This is a genomic window from Microbacterium sp. (genome assembly GCF_032084865.1).
Taxonomy (GTDB): domain Bacteria; phylum Actinomycetota; class Actinomycetes; order Actinomycetales; family Microbacteriaceae; genus Microbacterium.
In genome coordinates, this window is the sequence record NZ_DAMDLU010000144.1 from 1 (window position 1) to 7,322 (window position 7,322).

10 protein-coding genes are annotated in these 7,322 nt (G+C 70.5%); 3 read left to right on the top strand and 7 right to left on the bottom strand.

The window, feature by feature from the left end:
* The 3 genes from RT309_RS12635 to RT309_RS12645 all read right to left on the bottom strand — a co-directional run.
* On the bottom strand, positions 1-477 hold a 477-nt coding region (locus RT309_RS12635; protein ID WP_313357549.1), incomplete at its 3' end, for a 5-oxoprolinase subunit PxpA.
* A 189-nt stretch (positions 478-666) separates the two neighbouring features.
* The gene (locus RT309_RS12640) at positions 667-1,665 is read right to left on the bottom strand and encodes a LacI family DNA-binding transcriptional regulator (RefSeq protein WP_396654455.1); all 999 of its coding nucleotides are present in this window, start codon (positions 1,663-1,665) and stop codon (positions 667-669) included.
* A gap of 37 nt (positions 1,666-1,702) precedes the next feature.
* A complete protein-coding gene (locus RT309_RS12645; protein ID WP_313357552.1) occupies positions 1,703-3,121 on the bottom strand; it encodes a GH1 family beta-glucosidase in 1,419 nt (472 codons plus the stop codon).
* 75 nt (positions 3,122-3,196) lie between these two features.
* Here RT309_RS12645 and RT309_RS12650 point away from each other — a divergent pair, with 75 nt between their 5' ends.
* The gene (locus RT309_RS12650; RefSeq protein WP_313357554.1) at positions 3,197-3,715 is read left to right on the top strand and encodes an adenine phosphoribosyltransferase; all 519 of its coding nucleotides are present in this window, start codon (positions 3,197-3,199) and stop codon (positions 3,713-3,715) included.
* Between the two features lie 53 nt (positions 3,716-3,768).
* On the opposite strand, the gene RT309_RS12655 is transcribed toward RT309_RS12650, so the two are convergent.
* Both RT309_RS12655 and RT309_RS12660 read right to left on the bottom strand, forming a co-directional pair.
* On the bottom strand, positions 3,769-4,764 hold the full coding sequence (locus RT309_RS12655) for a cation diffusion facilitator family transporter (RefSeq protein ID WP_313357556.1): 996 nt from the start codon (positions 4,762-4,764) through the stop codon (positions 3,769-3,771).
* Positions 4,761-5,237, bottom strand: coding sequence for a transporter substrate-binding domain-containing protein (locus RT309_RS12660; RefSeq protein WP_313357558.1), 477 nt, complete (start codon positions 5,235-5,237; stop codon positions 4,761-4,763). Before RT309_RS12660 ends, RT309_RS12655 begins: the two co-directional genes overlap by 4 nt.
* A gap of 130 nt (positions 5,238-5,367) precedes the next feature.
* On the opposite strand from RT309_RS12660, the gene purS reads away from it, so the two are divergent.
* Entirely contained in the window at positions 5,368-5,616 is a 249-nt protein-coding gene (gene purS, locus RT309_RS12665; protein ID WP_313357559.1) for a phosphoribosylformylglycinamidine synthase subunit PurS, read from the top strand.
* Positions 5,613-6,320: a phosphoribosylformylglycinamidine synthase subunit PurQ gene (gene purQ / locus RT309_RS12670; RefSeq protein ID WP_313357561.1), complete on the top strand. Its 708-nt coding sequence runs from the start codon at positions 5,613-5,615 to the stop codon at positions 6,318-6,320. The genes purS and purQ overlap by 4 nt, the downstream gene beginning before the upstream one ends.
* Positions 6,321-6,380: 60 nt before the next feature.
* On the opposite strand, the gene RT309_RS12675 is transcribed toward purQ, so the two are convergent.
* The gene (locus RT309_RS12675; protein WP_313357565.1) at positions 6,381-6,809 is read right to left on the bottom strand and encodes a DUF1761 domain-containing protein; all 429 of its coding nucleotides are present in this window, start codon (positions 6,807-6,809) and stop codon (positions 6,381-6,383) included.
* 64 nt (positions 6,810-6,873) lie between these two features.
* Positions 6,874-7,322 (bottom strand): siderophore-interacting protein (locus RT309_RS12680; protein WP_313357563.1); only part of this gene is annotated, 449 nt, incomplete at its 5' end.

Genomic DNA, 7,322 nt, shown 5'->3' on the forward strand with positions numbered 1-7,322 from the left:
CAGTCCCGCGCGCGCCGCGATGTCGAGCACCGCTCCGCCCGCGAGTCCGAGCATCACCAGGGCCGGGTCGACCGACCGGACGCCGGCGACCACCGCCCGCGCCTGGCGTTCGTCGCGCGCGATCGTGTTGTACAGCGCGCCGTGCGGCTTGACGTAGGCGACCCGACCGCCGACCGCCCCGGCGAGAGCCATGAGCGCGCCCAGCTGGTACTCGACCTCGGCCTGCAGGGTGCGCGAATCCGGATCGAGCGATGCGCGGCCGAAGTTCTCGCGGTCGCGGTACGACGGGTGCGCGCCGATCACGACTCCGTTCGCGACGGCCGCGGCGAGAGTGTCGCGGATGCCCTCGGCGCGGCCCGCATGGAAGCCGCACGACACGTTCGCGCTGGTCACGATCTCGAGCATCGCCGCGTCGTCGCTCACCGTGCGCTCGGCGGAGTTCTCGCCGAGGTCGGAGTTGAGGTCGATGGATGCCATGACGCCTGTCTACCCAACACATCGGCGGCTGTCCATCCGGCCGCGCGCCGTCGGGAATCACAGACCGGACGTGCACGGAGCGGCGTGGCGTGGGGTGCCACGCCGCGCGCGGGCCGAATGGTCTGAGATCTCCGACACGGCGTGCCCGACGCGGCAGCCCGACTGACGCGCAGTGTCAGACCACCCGTGTCAGACCGCGGGCGCCGACCCGCGCACGACCAGCTCGGTCGGCAGGATGGTCAGCGATTCGGGTCGCCTGCCAGCAAGCAGGTCGATCACCATGCCGGCGAGCATCTCCCCCTGCGCGAACATCGGCTGCCGCACGCTGGTGAGATCCGACGACTCGGCGACCCTCGAGTCGTCGAAGCCGATGATCGCGACGTCGTCGGGCACGTCCATACCGGCGGAGCGCAGCACACCGACCGCTCCGCGGGCCATCAGGTCGCTCGCCACGAAGATGGCATCCGGGCGCTCGTCGCGCTGCAGCAGCAGACGTGCCGCCTCGGCGCCGCCGTGCTCGCTGAAGTCGCCGTCGATCTCGCCGGCGGACGACAGTCCGGCATCCGTCAGTGCCGCGAGGAAGCCGTCGCGGCGGTCGACGCTCGCCTCCATCGTCATCGTGCCCGTGATGGTCGCGATCCGCCGGCGTCCGAGCGCGATGAGGTGCTCGGTCGCGGTGCGGGCCGCAGCCACGTTGTCGACGTCGACGATGACATCGCTGTCGCGCACCGCGGCCGGGCGTCCGCCGAAGACGACCGGCACGGCTTCGGCGATGCGCTCGACGAACGAGTCGCTGGTGTGGTGCGACACGATGATCGCGGCATCCACCCCGCCGTTGCGCACGAACCGCGTCATCTTGCCGTCGGGGTCGTCACTCGCGATCAACAGGTTGAGGATGTACTCCGACTCCGACAGGCGCGAGCTGATCCCCGCGACGACGGATGCCAGGAACGGGTCGCCGAAGAACCGTGTGGTGTCCTCGGGCACGACGAGCCCGATCGCATGCGTCTGCCGGCTCGCGAGCGAGCGCGCGGCGCGATTCGGGGCGTAGCCGAGCTGGGAGATGGCGTGCTGCACGGCGGCGAGCGCCTCGGCGCTGACCGAGGTCGAGCCGTTGACCACGCGCGACACCGTCGAGCGGGATACACCGGCGAGTGCGGCGACCTCTTCGATCGTGGCTCGGGGCATGGCTGTCCTCCCTCGGGCGGTGCGCACCCGCCCGGAGTCAGACGGCCCGGGCGGCGATGATCCGAGCGTACTCCGCGCCGCTCTGCTTGATCGTGCGCTGCTGCGTCTCGTAGTCGACGCGCACGATCCCGAAGCGCTTGGCGTACCCCCAGGCCCACTCGTAGTTGTCCATCAGCGACCAGTAGAAGTACCCGCGCACGTCGACGCCCTGCTCGACGGCGTCGAGCGTGGCAGCGACGTGAGCGCGCAGGAACGCGGAGCGCTCGACGTCGTCCACCTCGCCGTCGACACCGACCACGTCGTCGTACGCGGCGCCGTTCTCGGTCACGTACAGCGGCACATCGGCGGCGTAGTCGCGCGCGACGTGCGCGAGCAGGCGGGCGAGGCCCTCGGGCTGCACCTCCCAGCCCATCCCGGTGCGCGGCAGCCCGCGCTCGACCCAGTGGATGCCCTCGGTCGACGGGAACGGCGAGCGCGTCTCGCGCTGCTGCCCCGCCGTCTGGTGCGGGTCGCCCCCGCCGGGCTGCGGATGCCCGGAGAGCAGCTCACCGTGGTAGTAGTTCACGCCGAGCGCATCGATCGGGGTGGAGATGACCTCGAGGTCGCCGGGCTGCACGGCGGCCTGCCACTCCGCGACCGCGGCGGGGTCGACCGCGCGGATGTCGCGGACGATGTCGGCCGGGTACTCGCCGTGGAAGATCGGGCTGAGGAACCAGCCGTTGAACTGCCCGTCGATGCGGCGGGCGGCGTCGACGTCGACCGGGTCGTCGATGTCGGCCGGGTCGGCGACGGTGAGGTTGAGGGTGATGCCGAGATCGAGCGTGGCGTCGCGCCCGCGCAGCGCCTGCACGGCGCTGCCGTGCGCGAGCAGCAGGTGGTGCGAGGCGAGAAGCCCGTCGCGGATGCTCGTGCGACCAGGCGCGTGCACGCCGGCGGTGTACGCGAGGAACGACGAGCACCACGGCTCGTTCATGGTGGTCCAGTGCTGCACGCGGTCGCCGAGCGCGTCGTGCACGCTGAGCGCGTAGTCGGTGAACCGCTCGACGATGTCGCGGCTCGTCCAGCCGCCGTGCTCTTCGAGCGCCTGTGGCATGTCCCAGTGGTGCAGAGTGAGCCACGGCACGATGTCGGCTTCGAGCAGCTCATCGACCAGACGGCTGTAGAAGTCGAGCCCAGCCGCGTTGACCGGCCCGCCGTCCGGACGCACCCGCGACCACGAGGTCGAGAACCGGTAGGTCTGCAGCCCGAGCCGCTTCATCAGCGCGACGTCGTCGGCGTACCGGTGATAGTGATCGCAGGCGACGTCGCCGTTCTCCGCGCCGACGACGGCGCCGGGCACGCGCGCGAAGGCATCCCAGATCGATGCCGTGCGGCCGTCTTCGAAGGCCGCACCCTCGATCTGGTAGGCCGCGGTGGCCGCGCCGAAGAGGAAGCCGTCGGGAAAGGTTCGGGTCATGGGACTCATGATGCCATGACTCGCTGGGAGCGCTCCCACGAGTTCGCCGGCGAGCCGGTTCGGTACCCTTGGCAGGTGAGTCCCGAACTGGCGCGCGCCGAGTCCCTGATCGCTTCGATCCCCGACTACCCGCAGCGGGGCATCCTGTTCCGCGACATCATGCCTCTGCTGGCGGATGCCCGGGCGCTGCGCGCCACGACCGACGCGCTGATCGAACCCTTCGCCGGCTCCTTCGACGTCGTCGCAGGCGTCGAGGCGCGCGGGTTCATCCTCGCCGGGGCTGCGGCGGTCGCCGCAGGCGTCGGGTTCGCCCCGATCCGCAAGGCCGGCAAGCTGCCGCGTCCGGCGGCAGCCGTCGACTACGCCCTCGAGTACGGCACCGCCACGGTCGAGATGCACGACGACCTGCCGGCGGGTACGCGCATCCTGCTCATCGACGACGTGCTCGCCACGGGCGGTACGCTCGCCGCGGGGCGCGAGATCGTGCAGAGCCTCGGCTACACCCTGGCCGGCATCAGCGTGCTGTTCGAGATCGACGGTCTCGGCGGCCGCGACGTCATCGGCGACCTGCACACCGTGTTCCGGTCGGCCTGAGCGGCACGCCCCTCACAGGTGCTGCGCTCGGGCGGTTCTCCGGTGCGCCCCTCTCACTCGTTGCGTTCGGACTGGTGCTCGCGGCGCCCGCCGACCTCTTCCGGCAGCTGATCGATCGGCACGATCACGATGTCCTGCACCTTCCAGTCCAGGTCGATGCACGCGTCGCGCGCGGCGATCAGGTCGGCGAGCTTGGGTGTCCGCCCCTTGCGCGGCACGACGAACGACTCCACATGCAGCACATGCCCCTGGTCGCGCACGCGCGATCCGACCTCCTCCGTCCACGGCAGCGCACGCAGCAGCTCGTCGATCCTGCCGGTCAGCGGATGCACCCTGCCGTCGTCGAACGTCGTCGCGGCGGTGTCCATCAGGTCGGTGATCGCCGCCCGCATGTTGCGGATGCCATCCCACAGGATGCTGCCGGCGATGAGCAGCGCCGCCACGGCATCCGTCCACCACCACCCGATGCCGATGCCGAGCACCCCGACGATCGATCCGACCGCGGTCTGCCAGTCTGCCTTGTTCATGTCGGCGTCGGCATAGAGCACCTTGTCGTGCAGCTCCTTCGCGAGCCGCATCTTCACCCGGCCGAAGTAGATCGGCAGCGGGATGGTGAGCGCCATCACGACCACCATCAGCCAGCCCAGCCAGATCGGCTGCCCGAACAGCACGACCGTGCCGATGGGGGGATGCTCGCCCCCGATCAGTCCGGTGAGCGAGTCGATGATGAGGAACGCGCCCATCGCGAACAGTGCGACACCGGCGACCAGGTGCGCGATCCCCACCGCACGGTGATAGCCGTACGGGTAGCGACCGCTCGGCGGGCGGTTGACGATGCGCACCGCGACGAGGAAGGCGATCGGCGGTGCGAGCGAGAGCAGATCCTCGATCCAGGCCGCCTTCATCGCCTGCGAGCTGCCCATCACCAGATACACCATCGTGATGGCCACGGCGAGGAAGACCAGGGTGTACCACTCGAAGCGGATCGCCTTGCGCAGAGCCTTCTCCTGCTGCTCCGGGAGCTCCGTCCGGCCGAATCGCGTCGTCATGAGCCGACCTCCTCGTGCAGGAAGGTCTCGAGTTCCGTGAGCAGGGCGTTCTCGCCCATCCGCACGATCATCACGTGCTTCTGCGGCCCGTGCTTCGTGCTGCGCTCGGCGTACGGCCGCGTCACCGCGCCGCGATCCGTCCACGGTGTGTCATCGAGGAATCCGCCGACGACGAGATCGATCTCGCCGCGCTCGAGAGCCGTGAGCAGGTCGGCCTCGCTGCCGGTGGTCCACTCCACCCGGGCGTCCAGCTGCTCGGCGAACTCCTGCACCAGCTCGGGCTCCGAGCCGGTCGGCTCGTCGGAATCGTCGACATCGACCCACGGCGGCTGCTCGGTCGCTCCCGCGCGCAGCGTGCCGCCCTCGATCCGGTCGAGACTGCCATGCGGATCGGCGGGAATACGCAGACCGCAGCCGGTCAGCGCGAGCACCCCTGCGAGCACCCCTGCGAGCATCATGCGACGACTTCTCATGGCGCTGACACTAGCGAGGCATCCGGACGGCGACCACCTTCTTCCGCACCCTTGACAATCCCTGCATCCGCGCGCCGCCACCTCGACGCGCGCGGCATGAGCGCCGCCCGGATCGCCTAGAATCAGGGGTATGCCCACCATCGTCGTCGACGTCATGCCCAAGGCCGAACTGCTCGACCCGCAGGGGAAGGCCGTCTCCGGCGCCTTCGCCCGCCTGGGTGTCGAGAACTTCAGTCAGGTCCGCATCGGGAAGCGCTTCGAGCTCACCGTGGACGGCGAGGTCACCGACGAGGTGCTGGCCGAGGCTCGACGCCTCGCCGAGGACGTGCTGTCGAACTCCGTCATCGAGGATGTCGTGGGAGTCGAGGTCGCGCAGTGAGCGTGCGCATCGGCGTCATCACCTTCCCCGGCTCGCTCGACGACCGCGACGCGCAGCGCGCGGTGCGCATCGCCGGCGCTGAGCCCGTCGCCCTGTGGCACGGCTCGCACGACCTCGAGGGGGTCGACGCGCTGGTGCTGCCCGGCGGATTCAGCTACGGCGACTACCTGCGCTCGGGGGCGATCGCGGCCCTGTCGCCGATCATGGCCGAGGTCAAGGATGCGGCCGCGAACGGGATGCCGATCCTCGGCATCTGCAACGGCTTCCAGATGCTCGTCGAGGCGCACCTGCTGCCCGGCGGCCTCATCCGCAACGACCACCAGCACTTCGTGCGCCGCGACCAGCGCCTGACGGTGGAGAACAACGACACCGCCTGGACGAACGCGTTCGCGAAGGGCCAGGAGATCGTCATCCCGCTCAAGAACGGCGAGGGCGGCTACATCGCCGCCGACGACACCCTCGACCGTCTCGAGGGCGAGGGACTCGTCGCCTTCCGGTACGCCGGGGTCAACCCGAACGGATCGCTGCGCGACATCGCCGGCATCACGAACGAGCGCGGCAACGTGGTCGGCCTCATGCCGCACCCCGAGCACGCCACCGAGGCGGGCTTCGGTCCCGACACCCGCGCCGCGATGCGCTCGGGCGTCGACGGGCTCGGCTTCTTCGAGAGCGCCATCGCCGCCGTCGCGCGCATCGCCGCCTGACTCACCGACGCCCGACGCCCGACGCCGCGGCGTAGCATCCGCCCGCTCGACGCGACCGGCTCAGAGTCCGGCGGGCGGCCAGACGCCGACGATCAGCGCCATCATGAGCACCGTCAGCAGCTCGTGTCCGATGTTGAGGGTCGTGAGCCGTGTCGAGCGGCCCTCGAACGCGTCGTGTGTGATGAAACGGGCGGCGGTGAAGCCGGCCCACAGCGTCACCGACGTGACGACGGATGCCCACAGGTACGAGCCGCCGTAGAAGTGCCAGGCGATCGTCGCGGCTCCCGCGAGCACCCAGGCGGTCACGAAGCTGACCAGCACGGTCGTGACCAGCGGCCACAGCGGCCCTCGGGAGGGATGCTCGAGGTCGACGCTCGCGAGCCGCGCCCAGCGCTCGCCCATCACGCCCCTCGCGTACCAGACCGCTCCGACGACCATGCTCGACGCCGTCGCGACCAGCACGGCCCAGTAGTTGATCTCGGGAACCATCATGACGCCCTCCTTCATCGGATGCGCTCAGACTACTCCCGGGTGTCGCGGCCTTCGCGGTCGTTCAGCCGCGCATGGCGACACCGCGGCGCCAGTACCCCATGAACGCCACCTGCGCGCGGTCGACACCGAGGTCCTTGACCAGGTGACGGCGCAGGGTCGTCACCACGCCGCTCTCGCCGGCGATCCAGAAGTACCGGTCGGCGGGGGCATGCGCCGCGGCGATCCGCTCGCCCAGGTTCGAGTGCACGGGGGTCTCCCAGAGCAGCTCCTCGGTCTCGACGTCGCGCACATCGACGTGCGTGTGCGCGTCGCCGAGATGACCGAGCACCGCCGGGATGAGAGACGCCCCGTGCGCGTCGCCGTCGGCGCGCGGCAGCCAGGTCACCTGCACACCGGCTGGTGCGGCGATCTCGAGCGCGTCGGCCGGCTCGGGCACCTCGATGAACGCGGTGCCGCGCAGGTCGCGCGGGGCGTCTTCGAGGATGCGGGCGATCGCGGGCGCCGCGGTCT